Below are 17,072 nucleotides of genomic sequence, written 5' to 3'. Positions count from 1 at the left end.
TGAGAGGCTGAGAATGTCTGACTTTCTGGCAACGCCAATGGGCACGTTGGTTCTGGTCGCGGCGCAAAGCCTGCTGATCGTGGGCTTCGTGATGATCAGCCTGTTGTTTCTGGTCTACGGCGACCGCAAGGTCTGGGCGGCTGTCCAGATGCGGCGCGGGCCCAACGTGGTGGGGGTCTTTGGCCTGCTGCAATCGGTGGCCGATGCGCTGAAATATGTGGTCAAGGAAATCGTGGTGCCCGCAGGGGCCGACCGCGCGGTGTTCTTCATGGCGCCGATGCTGTCCTTTGTGTTGGCCATGCTGGCCTGGGCGGTGATCCCGTTCAACGCGGGCTGGATCCTGGCCGACATCAACGTGGCGATCCTGTTCGTCTTCGCGGTGTCCAGCCTTGAGGTGTACGGCGTGATCATGGGGGGCTGGGCGTCAAACTCCAAATACCCGTTCCTCGGGTCTTTGCGCTCGGCCGCGCAGATGATCTCCTACGAGGTGTCGCTGGGTCTGATCATCATCGGCATCATCATCTCCACCGGCTCGATGAACTTCTCCGCCATCGTTGCGGCGCAGGATGGGGCTTACGGGTTGTTCTCGTGGTACTGGCTGCCGCATCTGCCGATGGTGGTTCTGTTCTTCATCTCGGCGCTGGCTGAAACCAACCGCCCGCCGTTCGACCTGCCCGAGGCGGAGTCGGAACTGGTGGCCGGGTTCATGGTGGAATATTCCTCGACCCCGTATCTGTTGTTCATGGCCGGTGAATACATCGCCATCTTCCTGATGTGCGCGCTGATGAGCCTGTTGTTCTTTGGCGGCTGGCTGTCACCGATCCCGGGGCTGCCGGATGGCTTCTTCTGGATGTTCATCAAGATGGCGTTCTTCTTCTTCCTGTTCGCCATGGTGAAAGCAATCGTGCCACGCTATCGCTACGACCAGCTGATGCGGATCGGCTGGAAAGTCTTCCTGCCGCTGTCGCTGGGCTGGGTGGTTCTGGTGGCATTCCTTGCGAAATTCGAAGTATTGGGCGGCGCCTGGGCCCGCTGGACGATTGGGGGCTGATGATGGCAAACATCGACTGGAACCGCGCGACCCGGTATTTCCTGTTGCAGGATTTCCTCAAGGGCTTTGCTCTGGGGATGAAATACTTCTTCGCGCCGAAAAGCACGCTGAACTATCCGCATGAAAAGGGGCCGCTGTCGCCCCGGTTCCGCGGCGAACACGCGCTGCGCCGCTATCCGAACGGCGAAGAGCGGTGCATCGCCTGCAAACTGTGCGAGGCGATCTGCCCGGCGCAGGCCATCACCATCGACGCCGAGCCGCGTGAAGACGGCAGCCGCCGCACCACGCGCTATGACATCGACATGACCAAATGCATCTATTGCGGCTTTTGTCAGGAAGCCTGTCCGGTCGATGCGATTGTCGAAGGCCCGAATTTCGAATTCAGCACCGAAACCCGCGAGGAGCTTTTCTACGACAAGGAAAAACTGCTCGACAATGGCGCGCGTTGGGAGGCGGAGATTGCCCGCAATCTCGAACTCGACGCCCCGTACCGGTGAGCGCCATGACCGAAGCCTATACCAAGATGCTGCAACAGATGTTCGAGCAGGGCCAGAAGATGGCCAGCACCTTCATGCCCGGCATGGAGACGATCGACCCCAAGGCGTTTGAAAAGATGTTCCCGGCGATGCCAAAGGAACTGCTGGAAATGTGGTTTGGCAAGACCTTCAACCCCGAAGGTCTGGACGCCCGCACCCGCTTTCTGGTGACCATCGCCGCGCAAACCGTGCTTGGCCCGGTGGGCGAGCCGCAGCTGCGCATCACGATCAAGAACGGTCTGGCTGCCGGGGCCACGCAACGTGAGATCGCGGAAGTGATCTGGCAGATGAGCATGTTCGGCGGCTTGCCCGCTACGCAAAAGGCGCTGGAAATTGCGCAAAGTGTCTTTGCCGAGACTGAGGAGACCGAGAAATGACCGTCGCGGATTATGCCTTTTACGCCTTTGCCATCGTTGTGGTGGCGGCGGGGCTGATGGTCACCATCAGCCGCAACCCGGTTCATTCGGTGCTCTGGCTGATTCTGGCGTTCCTGTCTTCGGCCGGGCTCTTTGTGCTGCTGGGGGCCGAGTTTGTCGCGATGCTGCTGATCATCGTCTATGTCGGTGCGGTGGCGGTGCTGTTCCTGTTCGTGGTGATGATGCTCGACATCGACTTTGCCGCGCTCAAGGGCGAAATTGCGCGCTATATGCCGCTGGGTCTGCTGATTGGCGTGGTGCTGTTGATGCAGCTGTCGCTGGGCATCGGCGCCTGGGTGCAGGCCGAGGGCGCGATGGGTTTGCGGCAGGCGGTTGCGCCCGCAATGGATCAGGTGGAAAACACCCGCGCGCTGGGTCTGCTGATCTATGACAAGTATCTGCTGCTGTTCCAGCTGTCGGGGTTGATCCTGCTGGTCGCCATGATCGGCGCGATCCTGCTGACCCTGCGTCACCGCAAGGATGTGAAGCGCCAGAACGTGCTGCATCAGATGTGGCGCGATCCGGCGAAGGCGATGGAGTTGAAAGATGTGAAACCGGGGCAGGGGCTGTAAGCCCCGCGCCTTGAGACGGGGGCCTGCGAGCACGCAAATGATGCGCGCCAGCACGCCCCCTACGGAACGATAAACGGGCGCAAAGCCGCCTACGAGGGAACGACAAATGGTTGGTCTGGAACATTACCTGACAGTCGCGGCGGCTTTGTTCGTCATCGGCATCTTCGGCATCTTCCTGAACCGGAAGAACGTGATCGTCATTCTGATGTCGATCGAATTGATGCTGCTGGCGGTGAATATCAACATGGTCGCGTTTTCAAGCCATCTGGGCGATCTGGTCGGGCAGGTGTTCACCATGTTCATCCTGACCGTCGCCGCAGCCGAGGCCGCGATTGGTCTGGCGATCCTTGTGGTGTTCTTCCGCAACCGTGGAACGATCGACGTTGAAGACGTCAACGTGATGAAAGGCTGACCCCATGGCAACGATCATCCTTCTTGCGCCACTGGTTGGCGCGCTGATCTGCGGCTTTGGCTGGCGGATCATCGGCGAGCGGGCCGGCCAGATCATCACCACTTCGCTGGTGTTTCTGGCGGCGTTCCTGTCCTGGATCATTTTCCTGAGCTTTGACGGTGAGATGTACCGCGTGGTGCTGCTGCGCTGGATCGAATCCGGCAGTCTGGGCAGTGAATGGGGCATCCGCATCGACCGGCTGACCGCGATCATGCTCGTGGTGGTGAACTCGGTGTCCGCTTTGGTTCACCTGTATTCGTTCGGCTACATGGCGCATGACGACAACTGGGGGCCGCAAGAGCATTACCGCGCCCGGTTCTTTGCGTACCTGTCGTTCTTTACCTTTGCCATGCTGATGCTGGTGACCTCTGACAACCTTGTGCAGATGTTCTTTGGCTGGGAAGGGGTGGGCGTTGCGTCATACCTGCTGATCGGGTTCTACTACAAAAAGCCAAGCGCGAATGCCGCTGCGATCAAGGCATTTGTGGTCAACCGGGTCGGTGACTTCGGCTTTGCCCTTGGCATCATGGCGCTGTTCTTCCTGACCGACTCGATCCGGTTTGACGAAATTTTTGCCGCGGCTCCGGCGCTGGCGGAAACCTCAATCCGGTTCCTGTGGACGGACTGGAATGCCGCCAACCTGATCGGCGTGTTACTGTTCATTGGTGCTATGGGGAAATCGGCGCAGCTTGGCCTGCACACCTGGTTGCCCGACGCGATGGAAGGCCCGACCCCGGTGTCGGCACTGATCCACGCGGCAACCATGGTGACGGCGGGGGTGTTCCTGGTCTGCCGCATGTCGCCGCTGTATGAATACGCGCCGAGCGCCATGACGATGATCACCGTTCTGGGCGCCACGACCGCCTTTGTCGCGGCGACGATCGGTCTGGTGCAGAACGATATCAAGCGGGTGATCGCCTATTCCACCATGTCGCAGCTGGGCTATATGTTCGTGGCGGCGGGGGTTGGCGTGTACTCGGTGGCGATGTTCCACCTGTTCACCCACGCGTTTTTCAAGGCGATGCTGTTCCTTGGCGCAGGCTCGGTGATCCACGCCACGCATCATGAACAGGACATGCGCAACTATGGCGGTCTGCGCAAAAAGATCCCCTATACCTTCTGGGCGATGATGATCGGCACGCTGGCCATTACCGGCGTTGGTATTCCGCTGACCCATTACGGCTTTGCCGGGTTCCTGTCCAAGGACGCGGTTATCGAGAGCGCCTTTGTCGGCTCCAGCTATGCCTTCTGGTTGTTGGTGGTCGCGGCGGGCATGACGAGTTTCTATTCCTGGCGTCTGATGTTCCTGACCTTTTATGGCGAGAACCGCGCCGGAACCGTGGGCCATGGTCACGGTCATGGGCATGACGACCATGACCACCACCACGAGCCGCACGAAAGCCCGATGGTCATGCTGATCCCGCTGGGAGTGCTGGCGCTTGGGTCGGTCTTTGCCGGGATGATCTGGTACAGCGTGTTCTTTGGCGACGAGACCAAGGTGCGCAACTGGTTCGGCATGGAAGCGGCGCATCACGAAGCCGGTGGCGCGGACCATGCAGAGGCGTCCCCGGTCGAAGGGGCTGCTGCGCCGGTCGAGACCGCTCCTGTCGAGGGGACTGTGACCGCAACCGAAGCCGTTCCGGCCGAGACCGCTGAAGCCGCTCCGGTGGCAGAGGCTACACATCAGGCAGCGGTGGCCCCCAAGGGTGCGATCTTTATCGGGCCGGACAACACCGTGCTGCATGACGCGCATTATGTGCCGGCCTGGGTCAAGGTCAGCCCGTTTGTCGCGATGGTGCTTGGCTTTGCGCTGTCCTGGCTGTTCTACATCCGCAACCCGTCGCTGCCCGGCCGCCTCGCGGCGAACCAGCGGCCGCTGTACCTGTTCCTGCTGAACAAATGGTACTTTGACGAGCTGTATGACTGGACCATTGTCCGCCCCGCCAAGTGGCTGGGGGGCTTCCTGTGGAAGCGCGGCGATGGTGCGGTCATTGACGGAACCATCAACGGCGTGGCTTTGGGGCTTATCCCCATGCTGACCCGCCTCGCCGGTCGGGCGCAGTCCGGCTATGTCTTCCACTATGCCTTCGCCATGGTGCTCGGGGTTGTTGCCCTGATCACCTGGCTCACGCTGTCTGGCGCGCAGTAAGGGGGCGAAAGAGTACTCATGGACAACCTGCTTTCCATCATCACCTTCATCCCCGCAGTGGCCGCCGTCATCATGGCGCTGTTCCTGCGTGGCGATGATGCTGCCGCGCAAAAGAACGCCAAATGGCTGGCGCTGCTGGCCACCACCGCGACCTTTCTGGTGTCGCTGTTCCTTCTGGCCGGGTTCCAGCCTGCCAATACCGAGATGCAGTTCGTCGAGGAATACGACTGGATCCTGGGCCTGAAATACAAGATGGGCGTCGACGGCATTTCGGTGCTGTTCGTGATGCTGACCACGTTCCTGATGCCGCTGACCATCGCCTCGTGCTGGGATGTGAAAACCCGGGTCAAGGAATACATGATCGCGTTCCTGATGCTGGAAACGCTGATGCTGGGCGTGTTCTGCGCGCTGGATCTGGTGCTGTTCTATCTGTTCTTTGAGGCCGGTCTGATCCCGATGTTCCTGATCATTGGCATCTGGGGCGGCAAGGAACGCATTTATGCGGCGTTCAAGTTCTTTCTCTATACTTTCCTCGGCTCGGTGCTGATGCTGGTGGCGATGATCGCGATGTATTGGGATGCGGGCACCACCGACATTCCCACGTTGCTGACCCACAGCTTTACGTCCGAGACGTTCAGCTTGTTCGGAATCCCGATCATCGGCGGCTTGCAGACCATGCTGTTTCTGGCGTTCTTTGCCAGCTTTGCGGTCAAGATGCCGATGTGGCCGGTCCACACCTGGTTGCCCGATGCCCACGTGCAGGCCCCGACCGCAGGCTCGGTGGTGCTGGCCGCTATCCTGCTGAAAATGGGTGGCTACGGCTTCCTGCGCTTCTCCTTGCCGATGTTCCCGGTGGGGTCGGATGTGATGGCGCCCTTGGTTTTGTGGATGTCGGCGATTGCGATTGTCTACACCAGCCTCGTGGCTCTCGCGCAGTCGGACATGAAAAAGCTGATCGCCTATTCGTCGGTTGCTCACATGGGCTATGTGACGATGGGGATCTTTGCCGCCAACCAGCAGGGCATTGACGGCGCGATTTTCCAGATGATCAGCCACGGCTTTATCTCGGGCGCGCTGTTCCTGTGTGTCGGCGTGATCTACGACCGGATGCACACCCGCGAGATTGACGCCTATGGTGGTCTGGTCAACAAGATGCCAGCCTATGCGATGATCTTCATGTTCTTCACCATGGCCAACGTCGGCCTGCCGGGCACCAGCGGTTTTGTCGGTGAATTCCTGGTGCTGGTCGGCATCTTCCAGGTCAACACCTGGGTGGCGGCGGTTGCCACGACCGGGGTGATCCTGTCGGCGGCCTATGCGCTGTGGCTCTATCGCCGCGTGGTGATGGGCGAGCTGATCAAAGAGGCGCTCAAGTCGATCACCGACATGACCCGCCGCGAAAAGGCGATCTTTGCGCCCTTGGTGTTCATGACCCTGCTGCTGGGTGTCTATCCGGCACTGGTGACCGATATCATCGGTCCCAGCGTCACCGCCCTTGTGATCGATTATCAGGCCGCGATCCCCGTTTCGGGTGATGCGCAGCTTGCCCAGCACTGAAGGAGCGGGAACCATGACCGCAGTTGATTTCAACACCATCCTGCCAGAGTTCATTCTGGCTGCCTTTGCCCTCGCGGCCCTGATGTTCGGGGCCTACGGCGGCAAGGACAAGACCGCACCCACGCTGGTCTGGGCCACCTCTGGCCTGTTTCTGGCACTGGCGCTGTTCATCGGGCTGGGAACGACGGGCGAGCGGATGGCCTTTGACGGGCTGTTCACCGATGACCCCTTTGCCCGCTTTGCCAAGGTGATCATTCTGGTCTCGGCGGCCTGCGTCATGCTGATGTCGCAGGACTATATGCAGCGCCGCGACCTGCTGCGCTTCGAATTCCCTATTCTGGTGACCCTCGCTGCCATCGGCATGATGGTCATGGTCTCGGCGGGCGATCTGATGACGCTGTACATGGGGCTGGAGCTGCAGTCGCTGTCGCTGTACGTCGTGGCCGCAATGCGCCGCGACAGCACCAAATCGTCCGAAGCGGGGCTGAAGTACTTTGTGCTGGGCGCGCTGTCGTCGGGCCTGTTCCTCTATGGGGCCTCGTTGGCCTATGGCTTTGCCGGCACCACCCAGTTCGCGGGCATCCTGTCGACGCTGGGCGGTGAAACCCCTGTCGGCCTGACCATCGGTCTGGTGTTCATGCTGGCGGCGCTTGCCTTCAAGGTCTCGGCGGCCCCGTTCCACATGTGGACGCCGGATGTGTATGAGGGCTCGCCAACCCCGATCACCGCGTTCTTTGCGACCGCGCCCAAGGTCGCGGCCATGGCCCTGATCGCGCGTCTGGTGCATGACGCCTTTGGCGGCATCCCCGGTGAATGGTCGCAAGTGCTGGCGGCGCTGGCCGTGGTGTCGATGTTCCTTGGCGGCATCGCCGCCATCGGGCAGCGCGACATCAAGCGCCTGATGGCCTATTCCTCGATCGCCCATATGGGTTATGCGCTGGTCGGCCTTGCCTCCGGCACGGCCGAGGGCGTGCAGGCGATGCTGATCTACATGGCGATCTACGTCACCATGAACGTCGGCACCTTTGCCTTCATCCTGTCGATGGAGCGGGACGGTCGCCCGGTCACCGACATCCAGTCGCTGAACATGTTCTCGAAAAAGGAACCGCTCAAGGCGCTGGCCCTGCTGGTGCTGATGTTCAGCCTTGCCGGTGTGCCGCCGATGCTGGGCTTTTTCGGCAAGTTCTACGTGCTGAAAGCGGCGGTCGATGCTGGTATGGTCTGGCTGGCGGTTGCGGGGGCGGTGGCCTCGGTGATCGGGGCGTTCTATTACCTGCGCATCGTGTTCTACATCTATTTCGGCAAAGAGGGCGAACCCGCTGACAGCAACATGGCCCCGGTGCAATGGATGATGATGGTCGGCGTGGCCGCAATCATGGTGCTGGGCATCGTCAACCTGTTCGGCCTTGAACCTGTCGCGGCCCTCGCCGCCGAAGCCCTTGTCCGATAAGCTCTGGCCCGAGGGCACCGGGCGCATCCTTTTGGCGGAGGTTGACAGCACCAATGCCGAAGCCTTTCGCCAGGCCCCGCAGCTTGCGGGGCCTGCGTGGATTCTGGCGGCATCGCAGAGCGCAGGCCGGGGCCGCCGCGCCCGGCCCTGGGCCAGCCCGCGCGGCAATTTCTATGCGACCCATGTGATGCAGAGCGCCGAGCCGCCGCAGCAACTGGCGCTGCGCAGCTTTGTCGCCGCCCTTGCTCTGCACGAGGCGCTGACAGCGGTGACCGGCACGCCGCAGGCGCTCGCGCTGAAATGGCCCAATGATGTGCTGCTGTCGGGCGGAAAGGTGGCGGGCATCCTGCTCGAATGCCAGACCGCCGGGACTCAGGTGGCGGGGCAGGGCATGCAAACCCTTGCCATCGGCATCGGCGTCAATCTGATCGGCCACCCCGATCCGGCGCTGGTCGAAGCGGGGGCCACCCCTCCGGCCTCTGTCCTGACCGAGACGGGCCAGCGCCTGACACCCGAGGCCTTCCTCGACCAGCTCGGCCCCGCCTATGCCCGCTGGGAGGGCGTGTTCACCACCCAGGGCTTTGCCCCGATCCGCAGCGCCTGGCTGGCCCATGCCGCCCGTCTGGGCGAGCCTATCCGCGCCCGCACCGGCACCGAAGACCGCCACGGCATCTTTGACAGCATCGACGCCAGCGGCAACCTGATCCTGCGCACCGCGCAAGCCACCCTTGCCATCCCCGCCGCCGAGGTGTTCTTTTGATCTTAGATCTCATTTTCTGTCTTTAAGTATCCCACGGGGGTCCGGGGGTGTGAAACCCCCGGTCCTGTCCGCTCCTCCAGACCAAACGCCGGGAAATCTGCCCCATGCTTCTCGCCATCGACTGCGGCAATACCAATACCGTGTTCTCCATCTGGGATGGCACGCGGTTCATCTCCACCTGGCGCATCGCCACCGATCACACCCGCACGGCGGATGAGTATTTCGTCTGGCTGTCGTCGCTGATGGCGATGACCGGGACCGAGGCCACGATCACCGAGGCGATCATCTCCTCCACCGTGCCGCGCGTGGTGTTCAACCTGCGGGTGCTGTGTGACCGCTATTTCGGCTGCCGCCCGCTGGTGGTGGGCAAACCGGAGTGTCGCCTGCCGGTGGCCCCGCGGGTCGATCAGGGCACCACGGTCGGCCCCGACCGTCTGGTCAATACCGCTGGCGCGCATGACCGGCATGGCGGCGATCTGATCGTGGTCGATTTCGGCACCGCCACCACGTTTGATGTGGTCGACACCGACGGGGCCTATGTCGGCGGCGTGATCGCGCCCGGCGTCAACCTCAGCCTGGAGGCGCTGCACATGGCTGCCGCAGCCCTGCCGCATATCGACGTGGCCAAACCCGCCAAAGCCATCGGCACGAATACGGTGGCCTGCATGCAATCAGGCGTGTATTGGGGGTATATCGGGCTGGTCGAAGGCATCGTGCGTGAAGTGCGCCGCGAACGCGACCGTCCCACCAAAGTTATCGCAACCGGGGGGCTTGCCTCCTTGTTTGCCCAAGGCACAGATTTATTTCACAAGATCGAGGATGATCTGACCATGCATGGCCTCGTCCTGATCCACGACTTCAACAAGGAAACCGCATGAGCGTGAACCGTCTGATCTATCTTCCCCTCGGTGGCGCGGGTGAGATCGGGATGAATTGCTATGTCTATGGCTATGGACCCGAGGGGCGCGAGCGTCTGATCGTTGTCGATCTCGGGGTGACGTTCCCTGATATGGATGGCAGCCCCGGTGTCGATCTGATCATGGCCGATGTGTCCTGGCTGGAGGCGCGGGCCGACCGGATTGACGGTATCTTCATCACCCACGCGCATGAGGACCACATCGGCGCGCTTGGCCTGTTGTGGCCCAAGCTGAAATCAAAGGTCTATGCCCGTCGCTTTACTGCGACCATTGGCCGGTTGAAGCTGGATGAGATGGGCCTTCCGCTGGACATCATCACCACGGTCGAGCCGCGCCCTTCGATCATTCAGGCCGGGCCGTTTGATGTGCAGTTCGTGCCGGTCAGCCATTCGATCCCCGAAGCCAGTGCGCTGGTGATCGACACGCCTGCGGGCCGGGTCTTCCATTCCGCCGATTTCAAGATCGACCACAACCCGGTGGTGGGCGAGCCCTGGGATGACGAGGCCATCAAGGCCATTGCCGAAGAGCGCCCGATCAAGGCGCTGATGTGCGATTCCACCAATGTGTTTTCCACCCATCCGGGCCGGTCGGAATCCACCCTCGGCACCGCGCTGCGCGAGCTGATCTCGTCGCGTGGCGGCATGGTGGTGGCGACCACCTTTGGCTCCAACGTCGCACGGCTGAAAACCCTGGCCGAAGCGGCGCGCGCGTCGGATCGCTCAATCTGCGTGCTGGGCCGGTCGATGCGGCGGATGCTGTCGGCGTCGGAGGAAACCGGCGTGTTGACCGGCTTCCCGCGTCTGGTCTCGCCCGAAGAGGCGCAGGATATTCCGCGTGGCAATCTGATGCTGCTGGTCACCGGCAGCCAAGGCGAACGCCGCGCGGCCTCGGCGCAGCTGTCGCGGGGCAAGTACCTGGGCTTGCAGATGAAAGAGGGCGATACCTTCCTGTTCTCCTCCAAGGTCATTCCCGGCAATGAGCGCGGCGTTCTCAAGATCATGAACGCATTTTCCGAGCTGGGCGTTGATGTTGTCGATGATTGCAACGGTCTGTACCACGTCTCCGGTCATGCCAACCGCCCCGATCTGGAGCATGTGCACCGGCTGTTGCTGCCCGACATGCTGATCCCGATGCATGGCGAGCACCGCCACCTGCGCGAACATGCCCGGATCGCCACCGAGTCCGGTATCGCGTCAGAGGTCGTCACCAACGGCATGATGATGGATCTGACCGGAGAGATGCCGCAGGTTGCCGAATATATCGAAACCGGACGGCTCTATCTCGACGGCAACGTGCTGATCGGGGCGATGGACGGCGTGGTGCGCGACCGCATTCGGATGGCGCTGAACGGCCATGCCATGGTCACGGTCATTCTGGACGAATCCGACGAACCACTGGGCGAGGCCTGGGTCGAACTGTCGGGCCTGCCGGAAGTCGGGCGCGGGGAACGCAATCTGGCGGAGACGCTGGAGGGGGATCTCTCGGCCTATCTGGAAACCGCCGGGGCCAAGGTTCTGCGCGATGATGCCAAGCTTGATGAAGCCCTGCGCCGCATTGTGCGTCAGGTTTCCATGGAAGAAATCGGCAAAAAGCCCGAGGTGACTGTGGTGGTCAGCCGACTGCAGGCCGAATAGCCGGAACGATTTTTCTGCGAAAAATCACCAGCCCCTGCATCGGGCTGGTGCAAATAGAAAAAGGCCCTGCATTGCTGCAGGGCCTTTGATTTTTCGCAGAAAAATCGGGGCGGTCAGCCGTCGGTGCCGGTGGCTGGTTCATCTTCGGCATCGTCAGCCGTCACGGCAGAGATCTTGAAGCTGCGCAGGATGAAATCCGGCACATGGTCGCCCATGCCAACCACCGCATGTTCGCGGCGGTCGCGGCGGTCGTCACGGCGATCATCCCTGCGGTCTTCCCGCCGGTCATCGCGGCGTTCACGCTGCGGCGCCACCTCATCCCGGCGTTCGGTCCGGCGCTCTTCGCGCGGAGCCTCATCGCGGCGTTCCGAGCGGCGGTCATCACGACGCTCTTCGCGGCGCGGTGCTGGGGCCTCGGCCACAACCTCGACCACGGCTGCGACCGGAACCGCAATCGGCTCCATGCTGGCGGGGACGGCGCTTTCATCGCGCTTGGGTTTGCGGTTGCGGTCGCGCTCGCGCGGTTTGCCGCGTCCCTCGCCGCGGGCTTCGCGCGGCTTGTCCGAAGACAACTCGTCCAGCCCGGTCAGCGCACTCTCTGGCACCACACCGCGCGGGATCGGCTGTTTGAGCAGCGATTCGATGGCCGAAAGGTATTTGTCGTCATTCGGCACCGCGATCGTATAGGCCTTGCCCAGACGACCGGCCCGGCCGGTGCGGCCGATGCGGTGCACGTAATCTTCCGGGTGCGACGGCACGTCGAAGTTGAACACATGGCTGACCGCCGGAATGTCGAGGCCCCGCGCCGCCACGTCGGACGCCACCAGCAGGTGCAGGGATCCGTCGCGGAAAGCATCGAGCGTTTTCATCCGCTGCGACTGTTCCAGATCGCCATGGATTGGCGCTGCGTTAAAGCCATGCGCTTTCAGCGATTTGGCGACCACATCCACATCCATCTTGCGGTTGCAGAAGATGATGGCGTTGGTGCAGCTCTCGCCTTCGCCCTTGATCAGGCTGCGCAGCACGGCGCGCTTTTCGGTAAAGCTGCGGTCGCGGCGGGTGGGCGTGAACTGGATCAGTGCCTGTTCGATGGTGGTCGAGGCAGAGTTCTGACGCTCCACCTGCACCCGGGCCGGATTGGTCAGGAAGGTATTGGTGATCCGCTCGATTTCCGGCGCCATGGTGGCGCTGAAGAACAGGGTCTGGCGGCTGAACGGGGTCAGCTGGAAAATGCGTTCGATATCAGGGATAAAGCCCATGTCCAGCATCCGGTCGGCCTCATCGACGACCATGATTTCCACCCCGGTCAGCAACAGCTTGCCGCGCTCGAAATGGTCCAGCAGCCGGCCCGGTGTGGCGATCAGCACGTCAACGCCCCGGTCGATCAGCTTGTCCTGCTCGCCAAAGGACACGCCGCCAATCAGCAGCGCTTTGGTAAGCTTGGTGTGCTTGGCATAGGTGTCAAAGTTTTCTGCCACCTGGGCGGCCAATTCACGCGTGGGGCACAGCACAAGGCTGCGCGGCATCCGCGCGCGGGCCCGGCCACGGCCCAGCCGGGTGATCATCGGCAGCGTAAAGCTGGCGGTTTTCCCGGTACCGGTCTGGGCGATGCCCAGCACGTCGCGGCCTTCCAGGGCGAAGGGAATCGCCTGTTCCTGAATGGGGGTCGGGGTTTCATAGCCGGTATCAATAACGGCTTGCAGAACGCGCGGGTCCAGCGCGAGGTCGGAGAATTTCAGCATCAGCGTCCTTTGGATGCGGGATCGGCCCGCAAATCATGAAAAGGGACGCAACACTTGGGCGCCCCGGCAGTGCCCGCCGTATGCGGACTGCACAAGGCCCTATCTCAAATTGCAGCAAAGGTCAATGTGGCGACTTTTCGGGCAGTCATGCAACCAAATCGCGCTCTGAGCGTTTGAACTGCACAGGCGATTAGGGATGGGCGCGCGCGCATGCTACGCTTGGTCCGCACTCTGCGCATAAAGCCGTTTGAAAGGGCACCCTATGCTGATCCGTTACGGCTATGATTTCACGTTGTTCTGCGCACAAGAAACCCCTGTGGTCACCATGGTCAGCGCCCGGCCCGAACTGAGCGGCAACATGGCCCGCCCCGAGGTGCACACCCGCTCGCCCGATGTGGCGGAAGAGATTTACACCGACAGCTTTGGCAACATCTGCCGCCGCTTCACGGCCCCTGCCGGGCTGATCCGTCTGCAGGGCGAAGGATTCATGCATCACAGTGGCGAGCTGGACCCGGTCACGCCCGACGCTCAGGAGCATCTGGTCTCTGATCTGCCGGATGAGGCGCTGATGTATCTGCTGTCCTCGCGCTATTGCGAGGTTGACAAGCTGAGCCAGGTCGCCTGGGATCTGTTCGGTCATCTGCCACCGGGGTGGAGCAAGGTGCAGGCGATCTGCGATTATGTTCACGGCCATATCCGGTTCAACTATGGCGATGCCCGGAACACCCGTACTGCCTATGACGCCTGGCAAGAGGGCCGGGGCGTGTGCCGCGATTTCGCCCATCTGGCGATCACGCTGTGCCGCGCCATGAACATTCCGGCGCGCTATGTGAACGGGCAGCTGGGTGATTTCGGCATCCCCTACACCACTGACCCGATGGATTATGCCGCCTGGATGCAGGTGTATCTGGGCGGGGCCTGGCACACCTTTGACCCGCGCAACAACAAGCGACGGATCGGGCGGATCGTGATCGCCTATGGCCGTGACGCGGTGGATGTGCCGATGATCACATCCTTCGGCCAGCACGAGCTGCGGTCGTTCCGGGTGATCACCGATGATGTGACGGACTCTGACGGTGCGGCATCGGGCATGTCGCAGGAGGCGGCGCAATAAAGGGGGCTTTCGCCCCCTTTATTAGACCATCATTTCCTTGGTCGCCGTCAGCCGCAACTCGGGATAGTCGCGCACCACGCGGTCAATATCCCATTGCAGGCGGGTCAGAAACACCACGTCGCCATCGTGATCGGTGGCCATGTGTTGTTTGTTGATATTGGTCATCCGCTCAACTTCGGCCTTTGGCCCCTGCACCCAGCGGGCCGATGAAAACTGGCTGCCCTCGAACCGGACTGGCAGCGAATATTCCGCCTCGATCCGGCTGGCCAGCACGTCAAATTGCAACGCGCCAACAACGCCGACAATAAAGCCAGAGCCGATCATCGGCTTGAACACTTTCGCAGCCCCTTCTTCAGCAAACTGCATCAGCGCCTTTTCCAGATGCTTGGCCTTCATCGGGTCGCCCGCGCGCACGCCTTGCAACAGTTCGGGCGCAAAGGATGGGATGCCGGTAAAGCGCAACGCCTCACCCTCGGTCAGCGCATCACCGATGCGCAATTGCCCGTGGTTCGGAATGCCGATGATGTCCCCAGCCCAGGCCTCTTCCGCCAGCTCACGGTCGGCGGCAAGGAACATCACCGGGTTGGCAATCGCCATCTGCTTTTTGCTGCGCACATGGGTCAGCTTCATGCCGCGCTCGAAATGCCCCGACGCAAGCCGCACAAAGGCCACGCGGTCACGGTGCTTTGGGTCCATATTGGCCTGCACCTTGAAGACGACGCCGGTGACGGCGGATTCTTCCGGTGCCACCTTGCGGCTGGCGGTCGGTTGCGGTTGGGGCTCTGGCCCATATTTGCCGATGCCGTCCATCAGCTCCTTGACGCCGAACGAATTGATCGCCGAGCCAAACCAGATCGGGGTCATCGAGCCGTTCAGAAGTGCGGCGCGGTCAAAGGCGGGCAGCAGCGCTTTTGCCATCTCCAGCTCTTCGCGCAGTTTGGCCAATGCGTCTGCTGGGACATGCTCGGCCAGCAGCGGGTCGTCCAGACCGTTGATCTGAATGGTTTCGGCCACCCGGTTGCGGTCGGCGCGGTCCATCAATTCCAGCCGGTCATTCAGAATGTCATAGCAGCCCAGAAAGTCGCGCCCCGACCCGATGGGCCATGACGCGGGCGACACGTCAATCGCCAGATTTTCCTGAATCTCGTCGATGATCTCGAACGTGTCGCGCGCCTCGCGATCCATCTTGTTGCAAAACGTCAGAATCGGCAGATCGCGCAACCGGCACACCTCGAACAGCTTGCGGGTCTGGCTTTCCACGCCTTTCGCGCCATCAATCACCATCACGGCGGCATCCACAGCGGTCAGGGTGCGGTAGGTGTCTTCGGAAAAATCCGAGTGGCCGGGGGTATCGACCAGATTGAAGCGGAACTCGCGGAAATCGAATGACATGGCCGAGGCCGAGACTGAAATCCCGCGCTCCTGCTCCATCTTGATGAAGTCCGACCGCGTGCGCCGTGCCTCACCCTTGGCGCGGACCTGTCCGGCCATCTGGATCGCACCGCCGAACAGCAGGAATTTTTCGGTCAGCGTGGTTTTGCCGGCATCGGGGTGGGCGATGATGGCAAAGGTGCGCCTGCGGGCGATCTCGGGCGGAAGGGAGGGGCGGTTGTTCAACATACCGGCGCGTTTATCGCAAAGCGAAACGCCCGTCCATTGTCCGTGACAGCAAAGGGCAGGGCGAAAGCGCCTACTTTTCCTCAGCGCCCCGGCGCGGCGGGGAATACAGCGCCGACCGGCCCACCTCATCCAGAAACTGGCGGCTGGCTTCGGTGCCGAAATGCTGCACTTGTGCCAGACCGGGAAACTGCGCTTTGACATCTTCGGCCATGTCAGCGGGCAGGCGTGACAGGGTGGCATCATTCACCATCAGGCTTTCTGCGGGCACGCCTTCGGCATAGATGATCTCGTGCTGGTCAAACACCAGAGAGTAGTAATCGACGAAACCGCCGACACGCTGGAACACCCGCTCGTCATCCACCAGATGCTTGGCCTGCACCAGCAGCTCCGAGGTTTGCAGCCCGGCCCGACGCTGGCGTTGATAGAGGAAAATCCGGTGATGCGGGCTGACGATCAGATCGCCCGCATTGCCCAATGTGCCTGCGGTGATCACCACCGGCGCAAACGCCCCTTGTGCCCGCAACGTCGCCTTGCCCAGCCAACGCAGCGGCTGCGGGCCATGGTCGCGGGTCAGCACCTTGTCGCCCGCGCGCAACGCCTCGATCGGATGCTGACGGCCATCGGCAAGGGTGATCATGGTGCCGCCCGCGAAAGACACGCACAACAGATCGGCCAGCCGCACCGCCTCGGGCGCGTCATCAATGGCGACCAGCGTGTAATCGGCGGCCCCCGACATTGGCGACAGCGGCAGAACCACGCCCGCCCCAGAGTCCAGCCGCATCAGCATCAGGTCGATCTTGTCGCCATCGGGGGCCATCAGCGTATAGCGCGCCTCCAGCCGGATCGCCTCTCCGGGCTGGCCGATCTGGCTGCCGGTGGCCACCCGCTGACCCTCTTGCGCATGTGACAGGATCAGCCGCAGCGGCTGCACCTCTTCTTCCAGCGCGTAAATATCGCCTTCGCAGACATCCTGTGGCCCGGACAGGCCATCCCCGGCATTCACCCCGTGAATCACGTAAATACACTCTGCCGGAAACACCTGACAGGCGTGGCCGGGAAGCGCTGCGGGATCGGGAAGCGGAGGGGTCATGCTGTCTGTTTCC

General features: G+C 62.0%; 15 protein-coding genes. 12 read left to right on the top strand and 3 right to left on the bottom strand.

Annotation, left to right across the window (positions count from 1 at the left end; all coding sequences use genetic code 11):
• The first annotated feature begins 13 nt into the window (after window positions 1-13).
• From nuoH to D1012_RS07960, 11 genes are all read left to right on the top strand, one after another.
• Entirely contained in the window at window positions 14-1,051 is a 1,038-nt protein-coding gene (nuoH, locus tag D1012_RS08010; protein WP_118150875.1) for an NADH-quinone oxidoreductase subunit NuoH, read from the top strand.
• A 2-nt stretch (window positions 1,052-1,053) separates the two neighbouring features.
• Window positions 1,054-1,548, top strand: a complete 495-nt coding sequence (gene nuoI, locus D1012_RS08005; RefSeq protein WP_118151180.1) for an NADH-quinone oxidoreductase subunit NuoI — start codon at window positions 1,054-1,056, stop codon at window positions 1,546-1,548.
• A gap of 5 nt (window positions 1,549-1,553) precedes the next feature.
• Window positions 1,554-1,964 carry a carboxymuconolactone decarboxylase family protein gene (locus D1012_RS08000; RefSeq protein WP_118151179.1) on the top strand — a complete coding sequence of 137 codons (411 nt, stop codon included), beginning with the start codon at window positions 1,554-1,556 and terminating at the stop codon, window positions 1,962-1,964.
• Window positions 1,961-2,575 (top strand): NADH-quinone oxidoreductase subunit J, encoded by a 615-nt coding sequence (locus tag D1012_RS07995; RefSeq protein WP_118150873.1) that lies wholly within the window; start codon window positions 1,961-1,963, stop codon window positions 2,573-2,575. The genes D1012_RS08000 and D1012_RS07995 overlap by 4 nt, the downstream gene beginning before the upstream one ends.
• Before the next feature lie 106 nt (window positions 2,576-2,681).
• Complete coding sequence (gene nuoK / locus D1012_RS07990; RefSeq protein ID WP_103333769.1) at window positions 2,682-2,987, top strand: NADH-quinone oxidoreductase subunit NuoK; 306 nt, start codon at window positions 2,682-2,684, stop codon at window positions 2,985-2,987.
• Between the two features lie 4 nt (window positions 2,988-2,991).
• Complete coding sequence (gene nuoL, locus D1012_RS07985; protein WP_118150871.1) at window positions 2,992-5,175, top strand: NADH-quinone oxidoreductase subunit L; 2,184 nt, start codon at window positions 2,992-2,994, stop codon at window positions 5,173-5,175.
• An 18-nt stretch (window positions 5,176-5,193) separates the two neighbouring features.
• On the top strand, window positions 5,194-6,732 hold the full coding sequence (locus D1012_RS07980; protein WP_118150869.1) for an NADH-quinone oxidoreductase subunit M: 1,539 nt from the start codon (window positions 5,194-5,196) through the stop codon (window positions 6,730-6,732).
• Window positions 6,733-6,745: 13 nt separating this feature from the next.
• Window positions 6,746-8,182: an NADH-quinone oxidoreductase subunit NuoN gene (gene nuoN / locus D1012_RS07975; protein WP_118150867.1), complete on the top strand. Its 1,437-nt coding sequence runs from the start codon at window positions 6,746-6,748 to the stop codon at window positions 8,180-8,182.
• On the top strand, window positions 8,172-8,942 hold the full coding sequence (locus D1012_RS07970; protein ID WP_118150865.1) for a biotin--[acetyl-CoA-carboxylase] ligase: 771 nt from the start codon (window positions 8,172-8,174) through the stop codon (window positions 8,940-8,942). Before nuoN ends, D1012_RS07970 begins: the two co-directional genes overlap by 11 nt.
• Before the next feature lie 104 nt (window positions 8,943-9,046).
• On the top strand, window positions 9,047-9,820 hold the full coding sequence (locus tag D1012_RS07965) for a type III pantothenate kinase (RefSeq protein ID WP_118150863.1): 774 nt from the start codon (window positions 9,047-9,049) through the stop codon (window positions 9,818-9,820).
• Window positions 9,817-11,493, top strand: a complete 1,677-nt coding sequence (locus D1012_RS07960; RefSeq protein ID WP_118150861.1) for a ribonuclease J — start codon at window positions 9,817-9,819, stop codon at window positions 11,491-11,493. Before D1012_RS07965 ends, D1012_RS07960 begins: the two co-directional genes overlap by 4 nt.
• 113 nt (window positions 11,494-11,606) lie before the next feature.
• Here D1012_RS07960 and D1012_RS07955 read toward each other — a convergent pair whose 3' ends face one another.
• Complete coding sequence (locus D1012_RS07955; protein ID WP_118150859.1) at window positions 11,607-13,235, bottom strand: DEAD/DEAH box helicase; 1,629 nt, start codon at window positions 13,233-13,235, stop codon at window positions 11,607-11,609.
• Between the two features lie 262 nt (window positions 13,236-13,497).
• On the opposite strand from D1012_RS07955, the gene D1012_RS07950 reads away from it, so the two are divergent.
• Entirely contained in the window at window positions 13,498-14,349 is an 852-nt protein-coding gene (locus tag D1012_RS07950; protein WP_118150857.1) for a transglutaminase-like domain-containing protein, read from the top strand.
• Between the two features lie 21 nt (window positions 14,350-14,370).
• Here the strand turns inward: D1012_RS07950 and D1012_RS07945 are convergent, their stop codons facing one another.
• Both D1012_RS07945 and D1012_RS07940 read right to left on the bottom strand, forming a co-directional pair.
• On the bottom strand, window positions 14,371-15,969 hold the full coding sequence (locus D1012_RS07945; protein WP_118150855.1) for a peptide chain release factor 3: 1,599 nt from the start codon (window positions 15,967-15,969) through the stop codon (window positions 14,371-14,373).
• Between the two features lie 70 nt (window positions 15,970-16,039).
• Window positions 16,040-17,059: a Hint domain-containing protein gene (locus tag D1012_RS07940; protein WP_118150853.1), complete on the bottom strand. Its 1,020-nt coding sequence runs from the start codon at window positions 17,057-17,059 to the stop codon at window positions 16,040-16,042.
• Between the last annotated feature and the right edge of the window lie 13 nt (window positions 17,060-17,072).

The organism is Pseudotabrizicola alkalilacus, assembly GCF_003443995.1.
In the GTDB taxonomy this organism is placed as follows: Bacteria; Pseudomonadota; Alphaproteobacteria; order Rhodobacterales; family Rhodobacteraceae; genus Pseudotabrizicola; species Pseudotabrizicola alkalilacus.
This window is presented reverse-complemented; position numbering and strand designations above follow the sequence as displayed.